Origin of the sequence: Opitutus terrae PB90-1, from assembly GCF_000019965.1 — a bacterium.
GTDB lineage: Bacteria > Verrucomicrobiota > Verrucomicrobiia > Opitutales > Opitutaceae > Opitutus > Opitutus terrae.
Map to the genome: position 1 here is coordinate 313233 of NC_010571.1, position 14829 is coordinate 328061.

Consider the following 14829-nt stretch of genomic DNA (forward strand, 5'->3'; position numbering starts at 1 on the left):
TCACGTATTACGTGAAATTAGATGTTCGCGGAAAGTTCTTCGATTGCCATTTCCCGGCAGACCGGCGCTCGCCGCCAGCCGGAATGCGCTGGCACACTCCCTCTTGCTTCGCGGTTGCCGGCAACGGCCCTACAACTCACACCGCCCAATTCTGCAATCGCCGGGCCAGCGTCTCAGGCAATTTCACGTAATACGTGAAATTAGCCTGAGGAGCACGGCGGTGTGTTTTTCATGGGCAGCGCCCCACCGCGTGGCCATGCTCGCCCCGTGGACCTCACCCCTTATCGCGACTTCATGGTCGATCTCGCGCGCGAAAGCGGCGACCTCATCCGGACCTTTTACGGTAATCCGCAACTCGCCGTGGAAACGAAATCGGATCTGTCGCCGGTGACGCTGGCCGACCGCGGCGCGGAGGAGCTCATGCGCGATCGCATCCGCCAAAACTTCCCGCAACACGGCGTGATCGGCGAGGAATTCGGCAGCGACAAGACCGACGCGGATTTCGTGTGGGTGCTCGATCCGATCGACGGCACCAAATCATTCATCACCGGCGTGCCGCTGTTCGCCACGCTGATTGCCTTGCTGCACGAGGGCCAGCCCGTGCTCGGCGCGATTCACCAGCCGGTGCTGAGCCAGCTGCTGATCGGCGACAACCTTTCCGCAACGCTCAACGATCGACCGGTCCGTTGCCGCGCCACGACGCGCATCGAGGAGTCGACGCTGCTCACGAGTGACCCGCTCAATCCCGCCAAGTATCGCGATGGCGCGCGCTTCGACGCCCTCGCCCGCCGCGCACGGCTGGTGCGCACGTGGGGCGATGCCTATGGCTATCTGCTCGTCGCCACCGGCTGGGCTGATATCTGCCTCGATCCGATCATGAACTCGTGGGACATCGCCGCGCTGATTCCGGTGGTTCGAGGCGCGGGCGGCATGATCACCGACTGGCAGGGCAACGCGCCCTACCCAGCCGAATCGACGATCGGCTCCGCCACGCCCGAGCTCCACGCGCAGGTGCTGGCGGCGTTGAACTAGGGAGTGTCTTCCGACTCATCCCCTACTCACGGAGCGGGCCACACCGCTTCACGCGGCCCATTGCGTGAGCGCAGGGATTCGCGCGGGAAAAGATCTCGGGAAAACCCGGCCCGCCTCACCGAGGCAGCCTACCAAGGCGAGCGGCGTAATCGCGACGGTATTCCCTCGTCGCCACTCGCCGCGGCGAGGGCGTCGCGTCTCCGAGTCCGTGCGCAGCGCGCAACACGCTGCGCCCCGGCGTCCGATGCAGACGGCCTCAGCCCTTCGGCGCGACCGGCGGCGTCGCCGCGGCGCCCGCGGCCTGCGCCTTCGCTTGCTGCTGCGCCCGAAACTCCTGTCCCATCTGCATGATCTTCGGCATCACCGCCTGCATCCGCGGCATCATCACCTGCTGCAGTCGCGCCTGCACGGCCGGAGTTTTGTCCACCATCGCCTGGCCGGCGGGCGTGCTGTAGAATGCACTCTGCGCCGCCAGCTCCTCCTTGGTGAACAGCTCGCTGTAAATCTTCACCATGTCCTGCTTCATCTGCGCCGGATTCAGCGCGGCCATCATTTCGCCCATGACTTTCTCCTGAAATGCCGCGAGTTCCTCGCGATTCACGCCGGGCGTGTTCATCTGGCCGGTCATCTGTCGGACCATCGCGACCGACTGCTGTTTCTGCTGCGCGAACATCTTCTCCATCATTTCTTCGAAGCGCATCACGTTGAGCGTGGTCTCCGCGTCGGCGAGCGTCGCCTGCGTGCCGGCCCGCGCCGGCGCACCGGGCTTCACCACGGCATCGTCGACCAGTGTGAGCTTGGTCACCGCGCCGCCGCGTTCCACCGCGAGCGTCGCCGTGGCGGGATCGAAATCCTTGAGCGTGTAGCCCGCGAACTCGTCACCGAGCTTGATCCAACCGCTGGTCTCGCCTGCGGGGGACACGAGGATGAACCGCGTCTCCTTTCCCATCGTGAACGTGGCATTGAACACCGGCGCAGGGTCGGCGGCGTAGACGGCCGCGGCGCTCAGCACCGCGAGCAGGGCAAGGGCGAGTTTTTTCATGGCGGCGTGGATTCTCGTCGAGGACCGCAGGCCCGCGATCACGATTTAGCCAATGGTTGCCCACCGCGTTGAGTGGCACCCGCGCCGGGCCGAGTGGCGGTGGTCGCGGCAGGTGGCACGCGATGAAATCGGATCGACCGGCCGCTCGCGCAACCCGCGCCAAAAGATGACGGGCAAGACGCCTATTCCACTTGCCCCTCCTCTCAACTCTCAACCCTCAACTCTCAGCTCTCAACCGTCCGCTCTCAACTTTTCCTCTTCCGCTTCCACTCGGCGGTGATCCGTGACGTGAACCCACCGCGGGCTTTCCATTCCGAGATCACCATCAGACTGCGCGGGTTCAGCACCTTGCCCAGGTCGTCACAGATCCGGTTCGTCACCGCCTCGAAGAAAATTCCCTCGTTGCGATACGCATGAAAATACAGCTTCAGCGACTTCAGCTCGACGCAGATCTTGTCGGCCACGTAACGGACCGTGATGTCGGCGAAATCCGGATGACCGGTGATCGGGCATACCGAGGTGAACTCGTGATGCGTGTGTTCGATCACGTAGTCGCGCGCCGGCGCAGGATTGGGAAAGGTCTCGAGAATCTTGATGTCGGCCATCGGCCGACAAGTAGGAAGTAACCAGGGCCAAGTATCAAGTGCGCGCCGGCGTCCGACGGTCCGCCGTTCAATTCTCCGCCGCGCCGGCCTGCCCTCCCTAGCCTTCGAAGGCGTGTCCGGGGAGGAGATTGCATGAGCTGTCCACTTCCTGACGCGCGCGGCAACACGCGGGCGCTCCGCGCAAGGTTCTGCTCCTTGCTACTTGGCCCTTGTCACTTGCCACTTTGCGGCGCGTCGCGCAGCGCTCAGGTCGCGGTCTCCGTGAACCGCTGCTCGCGGATGACCGTGATCTTGATCGTGCTCGGATACTGCAGCTCGGCCTCGATCCGCTTGCGCAGCTCCTTCGCGATCTCCCGCGCCCGATCGTCCGTCACGGTTTGCGGCGACACCACGACGCGAATCTCCCGGCCGGCCTGAATGGCAAACGCCTGCTGCACGCCGTCGATCGCCATCGCCAGTTTTTCCAGCCGGCCGAGCCGCTGGATGTAACCTGCCATCGATTCCGCGCGCGCGCCCGGCCGCGTGGCGGAGATCGTATCGGCCAAAATCACCAACCCGGCGTAAACCGTCTCCGGCTTCACCTCCTCGTGATGGGCCGCAACCGAATTCACCACGATCGGCGTCTCGCCATAGCGCCGGATAAATTCCGCGCCGATGTGCGCATGGCTGCCTTCGTAGTCGGCGTTCACCGCCTTGCCGATGTCGTGCAGCAGCCCCGCGCGCTTCGCGACATTCGGATCGAGCCCGACCTCGCTCGCAATCATCGACGCCAGCGACGCGGTCTCGACCGAGTGATCGAGCACGTTCTGGTTGTAGGAGAAGCGGAATTTCAGTTTGCCGAGCAGCTTGATGATTTCCGGGTGCAGCCCGTTGATATTGAGCCGCGTCACCGCGTCCTCGCCGGCCTGCATCGCCGAGAGCTCGATCTCCTCGTGCGCACGCTTCACGAACTCCTCGATCGTCGCGGGATGAATCCGGCCGTCCTTGATCAACGCCTCCAGGGCCCCGCGCGCCACTTCGCGCCGGATCGGGTCGAACGATGAAATCAAGACCGTCTGAGGCGACTCGTCGATGAGCACGGTCACGCCCGTCGCCGCCTCGAACGCTTTGATGTTGCGCCCTTCGCGGCCGATGATCCGGCCTTTCATGTCCTCGTTCGGCAGCGACACGATGGTCGACGTCAGGTCGTTGTTCGGCTTGCTGGCGAGCCGCTGCATCGCGGCGATCATGATTCGGCGGCCTTCGGTCTGCAGGTCCTGCTCGGACTTCTCCATGATCTCGCGTCGCAGTGCGCGGAGTTCGTCCTGGCATTCGAGCTGCACCTCCTCGCGCAGCGCCTGGCGGATCGACTCGGCGTCCATCTGCGACACGCCCTCGAGCCGCTGCCGCACGCTTTTCGACAGCGCCCGGATCGCATCGCGCGCCTGCCGCATCGCCGCGGTCTCGCGGTTGAGCCGCTCCTGCCGCTGCTCGAGTTGGTAGTCGAGCAGCGCGAGCGATTCCTCGTGCGCGCGGATTTCGCGGAGCCGCACCTCGCTCTCGATTTCGCGCCGGTCGAAATCGCGGTTCAGCTCGGCGCGTTTCTCCTGAATTTCCGCTTCGGCTTTCTGGCGAATCTCCTCCGCGGCCACGGCTGCCTCGCGGCGCGCCACCTCTTCGAGTTCCGCCGCCTGCTCATGCGCCATCCGGCGCGTGTGCCGCGTGAACGCCCAGACGACCAGAAAACCCAGTGCCCCGCCAATGACCAATGCCACCGTGAGCGACCAATCGAACAGGTCGCTCTCGGCTATCAGAAACGCGAAGTCGGCTGCGCTCACTGACGTCAAGGGACGGGAACGGTAAGAGCGGTCCCGTAAACCTCAAGCCTTCTTCGGCGGCCGGTTCACCTGCGGAAAACATCGGGTTTGCCCCGGGAGTGGCCAGCGCGTGGCACGGGCATCTTGCCCGTGGGTCTGCCGGAAGCCGGCCCCACTCCGCAACGCGAACGTCCACCGCTCTCCACGGGCAGGATGCCCGCGTCGCATCAGGGCAATTCGTTTCGCCCCGTAGGGCTGCCGCTCGCCGGCAGCCGAGAAGAAGGCGTGGGCCCCAGAACCCTGCGCGGCACCGCCAGCTCGTTCTCGTGATCGTCCTCCGTAATCTCCCCCTTGTGCTCTCGTCGTCGGATAGGATCCGCGAGAACGAGAAAGAGAACGATTACGAGAACGAGACCAGGGCGCTTCGACGCGGCGCACGCTCCTTGCAGTCGGTTGCCTACTGTTCCGTGCCGTGTCTGGCAGTCACGCTCGGCCACACTCCCTGCAGCACCACCTGCAGCCGGGCGAGCGCCGGCTCCTCGCCATCCGCCGCATCCGTTTGCAGCAGCACGTAGGCCCAGCGATCGGCGCGGCCGTGACGCACGCGATTCCACGCGTCATGCCAGAATCGCCCCCAATGCGAGGCCACCACCGCGTCACGATCCACAAACCAATACACCGTCAGCGTCGGCACGCGCCTCCCCGTTCTGGCCTCCACCAGCTCAGTGCGCAGCAACGTCGCAGGCAGGTTGGCCGGCGGCTGCGCACGCCAGCGCAGCTCGATGGCGCGCTGATCGCGGATCGTCCAGCCTTGGCCCACCAAACACAGCTCGGGCCGATGAATCGACGTGCGATCGCGGCCGCTCAGCACGATCGAGAACAACACCACGTGGGCGCCGCCTTGCACGTGGACGTAGTTGCGCCGCGAAAACCCGGTGTCCGCGGGTAGCACGGCGCGCTCCACGGCGGTGACCTCCGCGCGTCGTCCGATCCATTCGGTGCCGATAAACGCCGGCAACTCGATCGGATCGCGGCCATCCGCGCTCAGCCGCACCCCAGCTTCGCCGCGCGGCGTTCCTACGGAAAGCTGGGCGAGAAAAACCACCTCGCCGACGGTGAGTCCGATGATCGCGAAGGCCGCAAGGTAGGGCGCGGATTCCGCTCCGCGCCACAAGAACGTTGCTCCGCTGCTTGTAGCCGCGCCGGTTACGGCGCGGCTCTGTTCGGCTCGTGGTAGGGACGCCTCTCCGAGGCGTCCGCGGCCTTGCGTCTCGTCGTTCACCGACCGCGGACCGCTCGGAGAGCGGTCCCTACCTCTCGCTTCCTGATCCTGTCTGTTGTGGCTGGCTCTCCGCTCTTCGCTCTCCGCTCTCCGCTCTCCGATCTCCGGAACTCGCTGCAGCAGCTTCGCCGCGGCGGCCACCCCACCCAGTACGATCACGAACACGCCGAAGCCCATCACCTCGTGCGCCCGCTCTCCCCACGCTTGTCCACCGAGCTCCGCCGCAACGATGATCACGAGCACGCGGGTGAGATTGCCCAGATACGTGAGCGGAAAACAGAGCGCAAACACCAGCGCGCGCCGCCACCACGAACGAAAATTGAGGTAACCGATCAGCAGCGACAGCGCCGCGAGCGCCACGAGCGACCGCACGCCCGAGCAGGCGGCCGCGACGTCGTATTGATAACTGCCATCCGGCGAAAACAACTGGGTGCCGCTGCGCACCACATCGACGCCGCCAAGGTGCGCGATCGCGCCCGCCGCATCGACCACCCACATCCGCAGCCAGAAGCCGAGCGAATCGAGGACGTTGACCGGAATCGCGAAAAGCATGAACGCGAGTGGAAACAGCGCGGCGCGTCCCCAGCGCCGGCCGCCGCCCAGGCGCAGCACCCCCCAGGTGAACAGCAGCACGGCCACGATCGAAATGCGCGTCTGCTGCGCCACAAACCCGAGCGCGTGCAACCCTAGTCCCGCCACCATCGCAGCTGCTGGAGCGGCGACGCCCTCGTCGCCGCAGCCGCGACGAGGGCGCCGCGGCTCCACATTACCAGAGCCGCTGTCGTCGGCGTCCTTGGTCCTTGCACTTTCAACCTCAGACTGGCTGCGCAGCGCCCACTCGCCGCGCGCCGCGCGGCGCAGATTCCGCCACAGCAGCCACCCGCTGATTCCGAGAATCACCCAGCCATGCTCGGACTCCGCCCCCGGATCGATCCACTGGCTGATCCACCACCAAAATGTGGACGACGTATCCACGTAACCGTGCGTGGCGTTGCCGAAGAACTGGAAAAGCGCCAGCCCGGCCAACGCACACGCACCGGCCGCCAGCCAGCGTCGCCGCGAGGTGGAAGCCGGCATCCCGGCGGGTTGGGGAGTGAGACTCTCGGGAGCGTCCGTCATTGCCCGCCCGACTCTCTGGGACGCCGCGCTCATTTCCAAGCCCGCGGTGGAGGCTGCCGTGCACCTTCGAGCGACCGTTTCAGAGGTAGCGCGGCCATTCCGCTGCCCGCCGAGACGCTTCGGCAACTCAAAGCGCACATCCTCCAAAGGGCCGCGGCTCGCCGAGGGCGGCTCGCCCTACCTGAATGCATCAACGCGAAAACTCAGGTTGCGGGCTCCCCGTAGGGGCGCAGACTTGCTGCGCCCTACCCTCGGCGCGCGGCCCTTCTACCGCGCAGCGCTCACGGAATCCGCAGCGTCCGGCCCACGACCAGGCTGTGCTCGTCGCGCAACACGTCGCGATTCGCCGCGAGGAGTTCCGGCCAGCGATTGCCGTTCCCATAATACTGTCTCGCAATGCCCGAAAGCGTATCGCCGAACACGACGACATGCGTGCGCACCACCGGCGCGACCGGTGCGGGCGCAGGCGCGCTCGTGGCTGGCGCGGGCTCAGGCCGCACAACTGTCGCAACGACCGGGCGCGTGGGTGCCGCCGACCGCACGCGCACGACGAGCGCAGTGTTGTCGGACTCGAGCTGCCGAATCCGTCCCTCCAGCTCCGGCACTTGTGCCGCCTGCGGGCGCAGTGTGGTCAGTTCGGCATTCGCATCCTTTAGTTGCTGCTGCAGATCGCCCGAAGGAATCCGCGCCGTGAGCTCGTCGACGCGCCGGAGAAGTTCGTCGCGCTCCGCGGTGAGCAGCGCGTAGGAGCGCAACGCCGTCTCCAGCTTCTCCTCCGTTTGCTCGGAGCGAGCCGACGGCATCGGTGCGACTGCTTTCACGGCGAGCGCAGCGTTGTCTGCCTCAAGCTGGCGCACTTGAGCTTCGAGTTCCGCGGTGCGCGCGGCAGGCTGACGCAAGGCGGCGAGCTCGGCGTTTTCCGATTCGAGCTGACGCACCCGCGTGGTGAGCTCGGCCGCGGCGGTCGCTTGCGAGCGCAACGCGCCCACTTCCGCGGCCACGATCTCGAGGCGTTGCCGCGTCTCAGCGAGTGCGCGCTGCGCGGTCTCGAGTTCGCGACGCACATCCGGCACCCGGGCAGACTCGGCCTGGCTCAGCGCGGTGCGGAGCCGGTCGTTCTCACTCGTGACTTCTGTCAGCTGCGAAGCGACGCGGCCCTGCTCGGCGGTTGCCGCGGCGAGCTGCTCTCGTATTTGTGCCAACTCGCCGGCAGCGGCTGTTGCCGCCTCCAGGCGGGCCGACAGGGTCTGGTTCGCCGCGGTGAGTTGCGCGATCGTGGTGGAATCCGTCGACGCCTCGCGCGCGGCGGCTGCAGCCGTCGCGAGTCGCGCAGCGGCCTCGTCGCGAGCGGCCTGCGCGGCCGCGAGCTCGCGTTGCAGCGCGCTGACTTGTTCGACCGCCGCAGCCTGCGCGGCGCGGACGGGTTCCACCTCCGCGGCGGCCGTGCGCAGTTTTTCCAACTCGGATTCCTGCGCCGAAACGGAAGTGAGGAGCTGCTGGTATTTTCCTTCGAGCGCACTCAACTCGGATTCCGCCTGCGTTTTCGCACGAGCGGTCGCTTCGACCAATGCCTTCGCCGCCGCCGCCTCTTGGCGAGCGGTTTCAAGTTCTTGTTGCAACGCGGCGAGTCGGGCCGGTGCGTCCGCGTTGGCGGCCTGCAGCTCACGCTCCAGCGCAGCAACCCGCGTCGCGAGCGCTTCCTTTTCAGCACCAAGCTGTGCGGCCGACTGCTTTTGTTCGACCAGCTGTTCGTTCGCCGCAGAGAGCTTCGCCGCCAGCTCGGTCTTCTCCGCCTCGCCGTTCTTCACTGTCGTCGTCGCTTCCCGGCGGGCGACATCAAGTTCTTGCTGCAACCCGGCGAGTCGGGCCGGTGCGTCCGCGTTGGCGGCCTGCAGCTCATGCTCCAGCGCAGTGACTCGCACCACGAGCGCCTCTTTCTCGGCTCCCGCCTGCGCGGCCGCCTGCTTCTGTTCGACCAGCTGTTCGTTCGCCGCGGAGAGCTTCGCTGCCAGCTCGGTCTTCTCCGCTTCGCTGTTCTTCACTGTCGTCGTCGCTTCCCGGCGGGCGACGTCAAGTTCTTGTTGCAACCCGGCGAGCCGGGCCGGTGCATCCGCGTTGACGGCCTGCAGCTCACGCTCCAGCGCAGTGACTCGCACCACGAGCGCCTCTTTCTCGGCTCCCGCCTGCGCGGCCGCCTGCTTCTGTTCGACCAGCTGTTCGTTCGCCGTAGAGAGCTTCGCCGCGAGCTCGGCTTTTTCGGCCGCGAGATTCTTCGCCGCGACGGCTTCCTGCCGCGCCGTCTGCAATTCTCGGCCAATCGCGGCCATTCGCGCGGTCAGCTCGCTCGTGCCAGCATCTCGCTCGCGCTCGAGCATAGCGACGTGCTCGGCGAGCATTTGCCGCTCCGTGGCCAACCGGTTCGCCTCGGCCTCATGCTTCGCGAGCTCCGCGGTGGCCGTTTCAAGTCGCGCCACGAGCTCCGCGTTTTCGGTCGCCTGCTTTTGTCGCTCTTCCGTCAGATTAGCGATTTCGTGGGCTTTCGCCACGGCCGCGTCGCGCGCAGTCGTCATCGCTGCGAGATCGGCGGTGAGCTGCGTGAGCCGGGATTGAAGCTCGGCGCGCTGTGTTTCGGCTTCAGCAACGGAGCCGGCTCGGTTCGCAGCCGTGCGCTGGAGCGCCTCCGCCCGCTCGCTGGCGGCTCGGAGCTGGGTTTCGGTTTCGTCCAGGGTGCGGCGCGTTGTCTCCAAAACGGCGGTTTGTTCGCGTGCAGCCGCGAGCTCGGACTCGGCGCGCTGCAGTCGAGCGGAAGTTTCCGTGAACTGCGCCACCAGCGCCGTGTGCTCGGCCGCGGCGACGCTCAGCGCGCGACCGGACTTTTCGGCCGCAGCCCGCGCGGCGGCGAGCTCGGCCGATTGGCCGGCGAGCGCCGTCTGTGCGTCGGTCAGTTCGGCCTGAACCCGTGCAAGCTCGGACGTGGATGCGCGGGCCGCCGCGAGTTCGGACTCGAGTCGCTCCGTTTCCTTCCAGGCAGCGGCCAGCTCGGTTGAGAGCTGCCGCTTGTCATCGGCGGCGTCGATCGCAGGCGCAGCGAGAACGGGAGAGGGTTCGTTCGATGCCGCGACTGGCACTTCGTTTGGAGCGGAATCGGCAACTGGCGTGGTCGGAGCACCCGCGAGCTCAGGACGAGCCTGGCGCAGCTCGGCCAGACGGCGACGGCCTTCTTCCACTTGGGCGGGCGTCATCGTGCGCAACAGGACATCCAGCGTGCGGGCGCGACTGCCGCTCTGCGCCGCGAGCGTCAGCCAAACATAGGCCTCCGACAAATCAGCCGGCATCTGGCGACCATCGGCGAACGCCAGGCCGAGATTATATTGGGCGATGGCGTTGCCGCGTTCGGCCTTGCTCCGAAGTGCGGCGATCGACGCCGGCTCTGAGCCGGAGGCCGCAGCCACGACGTCCGACGGCGCGGCGAATCCAACGAGCAGAACCGGCAATGCGCAGCGGAGCGCGCCTGTGCAGCGAAGCATCCGCGAGATCCGGCCCAACCACGCCCAGCGTGCGGAAATCATAGTCGTATCCTTTTAGGAGAAAGCGGTCTGAAAGCCTATCCTCATCACGTTCCGGTCTTAATCGTCACAAACTGGCGGTTTCTGCAATGGAGTGCGGGCGCCAGTTGGGCGACGCTCCGAGCCCGGAAAGCGGGCAATGTGCGCTCCCCGGTTCTTGCCGCACTAACTGGGTGCCACGTCGGGAGCAAATGGGAGTCTCGACTTGTCGCGACCGCTTGTCGATAAAGGCGCCCGCACCGCATGTCCGCTCCCATGCAAGTCCAGCTCGCGTTCCAAGGCGGAGGCGCCAAGTTGGCGCTGCTGCTGGCCGCGGCCGAGGCCACGCAGGAAATGGAAGAGGCGGGGGAGATCAAGGTGACCCGGATCGCCGGCACATCGGCGGGAGCGATCGTGGGCACGTTGCTCGCCTGCAAATGCGACCTCGCTCGCGTGCGCGCAGGACTCGCCGGTGAGGAAGGTCGGAAACTTCTCGCCGCGTATCAGCCAATTTCCCGGATCGCGACCGTGCGCCGGTTTCTCGGCGGCCGGCCGTTTTGGTCGGAGGATCCGCTGAAAGCTTGGCTGGTGTCCCAGTGCGACGCGTTCTCCCGGACCGTGGGGCATCCGTTCACCTTCGATGACTTGCCGCGGCAGGGTCGGCCGAAACTGGTCATCGTTGCCACCAACCTTTCCGCCGGCCGCCGGCACGAACCGTCGGGCACGGCCGACGTGATCGGTTCAGTGCTAGCCTCCGCCGGGCTGCCATTCTGTTTCCGCACGTGGCGCAGTGGCAGCCAGGAGGTCCTGGTCGACGGCGGCCTGTGCAAAAACCTGCCCGTGGAAACGCTCTTGCGGCACCAGGACGAGGATGGCCGCGTGCTCGCGTTCACCTTCAATCAACCGCGCCCCGCGACGTTGCGCGGGCTGAAGGATTTCCTGATGGCGCTGCTGGACGCCGCCATCAACGACTCCGTGCAATCGGCTCAGAATGTTCTCGGGGAGGACGCGGTTTACGTGCTCGACCAGCACACCCAGGCGATCACGACGTTCAGCTTCAAGGAAGCGATCGGTTTTCTCCAGGATGCCGAGGCTTACGGCCAGGCGAAGCAGCGGGTGCGCACCTGGCTCGCGCACCTGCTAGCGCGCGAACGCAAAGAACTCCTCCTGCGCAACGACGGCGTGATCATGCAGGACCTGTGGCGGCGGCCAGTATCCGACGAAGCGCACCGGATGATCGACGCCGTCGGACGGATGTATGAACTCACCTACTCCGCGCCGCCGTTTCGCTATCACCGGATGCGAGTGGTGGTGACAGCCAACTGCCTGGCCCGTCCGGGCGAGGTCGGCTACGACGCGCCGGACGTGGTTGACTACTCCTTGGAGTTGGAGCCGGTGGACCATCCCATCGCCGCTCATCGGCTGCTCCTTTCAAACACGCAAAAGCAGCAGTATATCGCCGACTATCAGGTTTCGCTGCAGTGCCCCCCGGGGGCCAAATCACATTTCGAAGTCTTCGGCGCGACCGTGCGCACCGCCCCGCACGCCCGCGCTCTCGTCGCCTTTTTCGTGCCGCCGCTAGCGCCCGGCCGCGGCACCTACCAACTCACCCTCACGGACAAAACCGTCAACGCGTTCGTCGACCTCGACCGCGCGGGGCGGGATAACATCGGGGTGGAGCTCCAGAGGGCGTGCGGGCCCGTCGGGGTCGTGGAGATCATTTTCAAGGCGCCGCGCAATTTTCGCGCCGTCACCCTGGGAACCAGCAATGTTAGCTCGTTCGAACCGATGGATTTGCCTCAGACGGATCCGGCCTATCGAGCTTGGGGTTGGGTGGCGAAGGAACTCACCGGCTTTAAACGGATCGATTTGGAGCTGCACGCGTGAGTCCGCAGTTTCCCCTTGCGAAAGCCCTAAACCAACCGATTGTAGGCCGCATGAACCGCTCTGGAATCATCATTCAGACCTGACGGGGTGAGCCCCCTCTTGATCGTGAGCAAAAGCCGCGAAAGCGGCTTTTCTGTTTTCTGGTTCTGAGCTTCATCGATTTGCTTCCGGCTTTAAGCTTACCGCTAATCGCCTATTGCTGCCCGGGTGCCCTGCACACCGCCCACCCAGCTTCTGGTCTTCGCTTCCACGCCGCCGCCGCTCCACGGCCAGAGCGTGATGGTGCAGGCGCTGCTCGAGGGGCTACCGACGATCGCGCCCGATCTCATTTTGCATCACGTGAACCCGCAGCTCTCGCGGGACGCTGCAGACATTGGGCGTTGGCGGTGGGGCAAACTGCGCTCGCTGCTGCGCGCCTGCTTCGAGGCGCGGCGGATTCGGCGAGAGCACGGTCCGATGACGCTCTACTACGTGCCCGCCCCCGGCCGCCGCGCCGCACTCTGGCGCGATTGGCTGGTGATGCTGTTCTGTCGGCGACGATTCGAAAAACTCGTGCTGCACTGGCACGGCGTCGGGCTCGGCAGCTGGCTTGCGAGCGAGGCCACCGCGCTGGAACGCTGGATCTGCCGGCGGCTGTTGGGCCGCGCCGATCTGTCGATCGTCCTCGCGCCGGAGCTCGTCGCCGATGCCCAGGCGCTTGCGCCGAAGCGGGTGGCGATCGTCCCGAACGGCATCGAGGCAGCGCCGATTGATGATCGTCGATCGCCGATTGGAGCCACAGACGGAGCGGACAAGGCCGCATTCGGGGATGAAGCCGCTTCAGATCGTGATGGCGCTCGGCGGTCGGCAATCGGCAATCAAAATTCGACAGTCGAAAAGCCAAAATCAGCCGTCACTCGCGTGCTTTTTCTCGGACTGTGTTCCCGTGAGAAGGGCTTGTTCGACACGCTCACTGCAATCGCGCTGGCAAATCAACGCGTGCCCGGCGGGTTCCGGCTGACTGTCGCCGGCGGTTGCGCGAGTGCACGCGAGGAGCAGGCGTTTCGCGCCGGGGCACGGGCGCTCGGCCGCGACGTCGTTCGCTACGTCGGATTCGCGGACGCCGCTCAGAAACGCGTGCTGCTCGACGACGCGGACGTGTTCTGTTTTCCGACATTTTATCCGCACGAAGGCCAACCGCTCACGCTGATCGAAGCGATGGCGCACGATGTGCCGATCGTCACCACCCGCTGGCGTGCGATCCCGTCGATGCTGCCGTCGGCGAACGTGTGGCTCGTCGATCCCCATCAGCCGGAGCAGATCGCGAACGCGCTCGTCACTGCGCGGAATGCTCCGCCGCCCGCGGGCGAACTCCGCGCGCACTACCTCGCCCACTTCACACGCGAGCGGCATCTGGCCGCGCTGGCGGCGGCGTTGGCCCACCGATAAATTATGGGGCTGGCGCCATGTCATCGCGCGAGAGAGTCCTCCCTTTCAGGGCGCGCGGCCAGCGACCGCGCCGGCCAGTCACCGCGTGCCAGCCGCCAAGGAGCACCGCGCCAAGTTTTTCCCGACGGTTTTCGCAAAACAGCATGAGCTTGATGAAATCGCGACCATAACGACTCGCGTCTCGTATGACCCACCACGGATCGAAGCTCAGATAATTCGCATACAGAATCAGGAGATTGCGGGCTTGGTAGTAACGACGCGCGGCATCGTAGTCGTTGATCCGAGGCTTCAGCCCTAGCCAGCGACGCTGCTGATACTTTCCCATCGCGTGACTAAGCACGACTCCGCAGATCTCAAGGACCAGCCAACCCGCTCGCCGGCACCGCAGACAGAATTCGAAATCCACACACGCCATGAAAAAGTCCTCGCGAAATCCGCCGAGCGCCCGCAGCGCGGCGACCGACACCAGATTCCCCGACGAAGCGGTCACTGGCACTGGTACGGGTGCCTCCCCATCCTCGGATTCCGGCACGGGCCCTCTCGCGGGCGAGTAGACAAAGCCGAGATAGCGGTCGCGATAGAGCGGCGCCACGACGGCCACGCGCTCGCGGTCGGGATGGCGATCGTAGGCCGCCAGCAAATCGGCAATATAGGTTTCGGGAACCAGGCTGTCCTGATCAAAGGTCGCGACCCAGTCGAACCCGTCAGCCAGCGCTCGCGCGACGCCTTGGTTGAAGGCGGAGGCGATGCCGAGGTTTTCCTTATTCTCGATCCACTCTACGGCCGGATCATCGCGCAGCGGCGCGAGTCGTTCGCGGCTCGCGCCGCTCGCCTCGTTGTCCACCACGATCACGCGATCCACCTGGCGCAGGATGGCTTCGACGTTCGCAGGGACCTCCGGTCCGGGATGATAGGTGACGACGACGGCGCAGACCCGCGAGTCCGCCGATGGCGGAGTCGTTGCTGGGAGGTGCGGTCTGCTGATGGACATCCAGGTCAGTCAGGCACAAAAAGAATACGTCGCCAAAAACAAACGCCCCGGTTCCGATTCGTGCCATCCTCAGCCTCTTCGCCGCTGGCTCTGGAAGACCCA

Annotated in this window: 9 protein-coding genes; 3 read left to right on the plus strand and 6 right to left on the minus strand. The window is 65.8% G+C overall.

Features of this window, described 5'->3' with window-relative positions:
• The first annotated feature begins 267 nt into the window (after positions 1-267).
• Entirely contained in the window at positions 268-1032 is a 765-nt protein-coding gene (hisN, locus tag OTER_RS01405) for a histidinol-phosphatase (protein ID WP_044891463.1), read from the plus strand.
• A gap of 256 nt (positions 1033-1288) precedes the next feature.
• Here the strand turns inward: hisN and OTER_RS01410 are convergent, their stop codons facing one another.
• The 5 genes from OTER_RS01410 to OTER_RS01430 form a co-directional block, all read right to left on the minus strand.
• Positions 1289-2074, minus strand: a complete 786-nt coding sequence (locus OTER_RS01410; RefSeq protein ID WP_012373109.1) for a DUF2059 domain-containing protein — start codon at positions 2072-2074, stop codon at positions 1289-1291.
• Positions 2075-2319: 245 nt separating this feature from the next.
• Entirely contained in the window at positions 2320-2679 is a 360-nt protein-coding gene (gene queF / locus OTER_RS01415; RefSeq protein WP_012373110.1) for a preQ(1) synthase, read from the minus strand.
• A 245-nt stretch (positions 2680-2924) separates the two neighbouring features.
• The gene (gene rny, locus OTER_RS01420; protein ID WP_012373111.1) at positions 2925-4496 is read right to left on the minus strand and encodes a ribonuclease Y; all 1572 of its coding nucleotides are present in this window, start codon (positions 4494-4496) and stop codon (positions 2925-2927) included.
• Between the two features lie 436 nt (positions 4497-4932).
• Positions 4933-6834, minus strand: coding sequence for an exosortase/archaeosortase family protein (locus tag OTER_RS01425; protein WP_044891464.1), 1902 nt, complete (start codon positions 6832-6834; stop codon positions 4933-4935).
• Positions 6835-7157: 323 nt separating this feature from the next.
• Positions 7158-10445 carry a LysM peptidoglycan-binding domain-containing protein gene (locus OTER_RS01430; protein ID WP_012373113.1) on the minus strand — a complete coding sequence of 1096 codons (3288 nt, stop codon included), beginning with the start codon at positions 10443-10445 and terminating at the stop codon, positions 7158-7160.
• Positions 10446-10685: 240 nt separating this feature from the next.
• On the opposite strand from OTER_RS01430, the gene OTER_RS01435 reads away from it, so the two are divergent.
• Complete coding sequence (locus OTER_RS01435) at positions 10686-12308, plus strand: patatin-like phospholipase family protein (RefSeq protein ID WP_083767569.1); 1623 nt, start codon at positions 10686-10688, stop codon at positions 12306-12308.
• A 207-nt stretch (positions 12309-12515) separates the two neighbouring features.
• Positions 12516-13736: a glycosyltransferase family 4 protein gene (locus OTER_RS01440; protein WP_148217964.1), complete on the plus strand. Its 1221-nt coding sequence runs from the start codon at positions 12516-12518 to the stop codon at positions 13734-13736.
• Position 13737: 1 nt separating this feature from the next.
• Here OTER_RS01440 and OTER_RS01445 read toward each other — a convergent pair whose 3' ends face one another.
• A complete protein-coding gene (locus OTER_RS01445) occupies positions 13738-14727 on the minus strand; it encodes a glycosyltransferase family 2 protein (RefSeq protein WP_012373116.1) in 990 nt (329 codons plus the stop codon).
• Positions 14728-14829 lie beyond the last annotated feature (102 nt).